Here is a 1,374-nt window from a genome sequence, read left to right on the forward strand (position 1 = left end):
GGGAGTGTCAAGTTAACGGCTGATCTTGGTTGTTGAGGTGGTCAGTTGTCGGCCGGAGTGAGCCGGCCTTCAAAGGCGATCTGGAAGGCGTTCAGGGGTGCCTTCCAGCGCATGGTCCAGCGCTTCCGGCCCGCGCCGGTGGGGTCGAGGCTCATCAAGGCCATGTAGACGCACTTGAGCGCGGCTTGCTCGTTCGGAAAGTGGCCGCGAGCTCGCACGGCCTTGCGGATACGGGCGTTGACCGACTCGATCGCGTTCGTGGAGCAGATGACCTTACGGATCTCGACGTCGAAGGCGAGGAACGGCACGAACTCGGCCCAGGCGTTCTCCCACAGCTTCACGATCGCCGGATACTTACGGCCCCACGCCTCGGCGAACTCAAGGAACCGCTCGGTCGCGGCGTCCTCGGTCGGTGCGGTGTAGACCGGCCGCAGCGCCTTGGCGATCTTGTCCCAGTCCTGCCTCGCGGCGTAGCGAAATGAGTTGCGCAGCAGGTGCACCACACACGTCTGCACGATCGTGCGAGGCCAAACCGTCTCGACCGCCTCCGGCAGGCCCTTGAGCCCGTCGCAGACGAGCATCAGCACGTCGGCGACGCCGCGGTTCTTCAGCTCAGTCAGCACGTGCAGCCAGTGCTTGGCGCCTTCACCGCCGTCACCGGCCCAGATACCAAGGATGTCGCGGTGCCCGTCGACGGTGACCGCCATGGCGAGGTAGATCGGCCGGTTCGCGACCTGCCCATCGCGGATCTTGACGTTGATGGCATCGATGAACACGACCGGGTAAACCCGGTCCAAGGGCCGGTTCTGCCACTCCGCCATGCCGTCCATGACCTTGTCGGTGATGGTGGAGATGGTCTGCTTCGACACCTCAGCGCCGTAGACCTCGGCCAGGTGCGCGGCGATCTCGCCGTGGGTCAACCCCTTGGCCGACAACGACAGGACCATGTCGTCGACGCCGGTCAGCCGCCGCTGCCGCTTGCGCACGATCTGCGGCTCGAACGTGCCCGCCGCGTCGCGTGGCACCCGAACCTCGACCGGCCCGACGTCGGTGAGCACGGTCTTGGTTCGGCTGCCATTACGGGTGTTCCCGCTGCCACGACCTGCCGGGTCGTGCTTGTCATAGCCGACGTGGTCGGTGATCTCACCGTCCAGCGCCGATTCGAGGACCCGCTTGGTCAGCTGCTGCAGCAGCCCACCCTCACCGGTCAGCTTCAGCCCGTCACCACGAGCCCGATCGACCAGCATCGCGATCAACTGCTCATCCGTGACCGCATCCGCCGGCCCGGCGGCCGGCTCCCGCCCCGAGGTGATCTCGGTCGTCATCTGGCGTCTCTCCCTTGATCGGTCGATCAGCCGTTATTTGTACAGTCCC

General features: G+C 65.7%; 1 protein-coding gene. It reads right to left on the reverse strand.

The window, feature by feature from the left end:
- Window positions 1-41: 41 nt before the first annotated feature.
- Window positions 42-1,325: an IS256 family transposase gene (locus CLV70_RS38810; protein WP_106131595.1), complete on the reverse strand. Its 1,284-nt coding sequence runs from the start codon at window positions 1,323-1,325 to the stop codon at window positions 42-44.
- Window positions 1,326-1,374 lie beyond the last annotated feature (49 nt).

This window comes from Pseudosporangium ferrugineum, from assembly GCF_003002065.1.
GTDB classification, from domain to species: Bacteria; Actinomycetota; Actinomycetes; order Mycobacteriales; family Micromonosporaceae; genus Actinoplanes; species Actinoplanes ferrugineus_A.

Coding starts and splice junctions, on each gene's coding strand:
- CLV70_RS38810 (WP_106131595.1), bottom strand. CDS start 1,325: ATGACGACCGAGATCACCTCGGGGCGGGAGCCGGCCGCCGGGCCGGCG.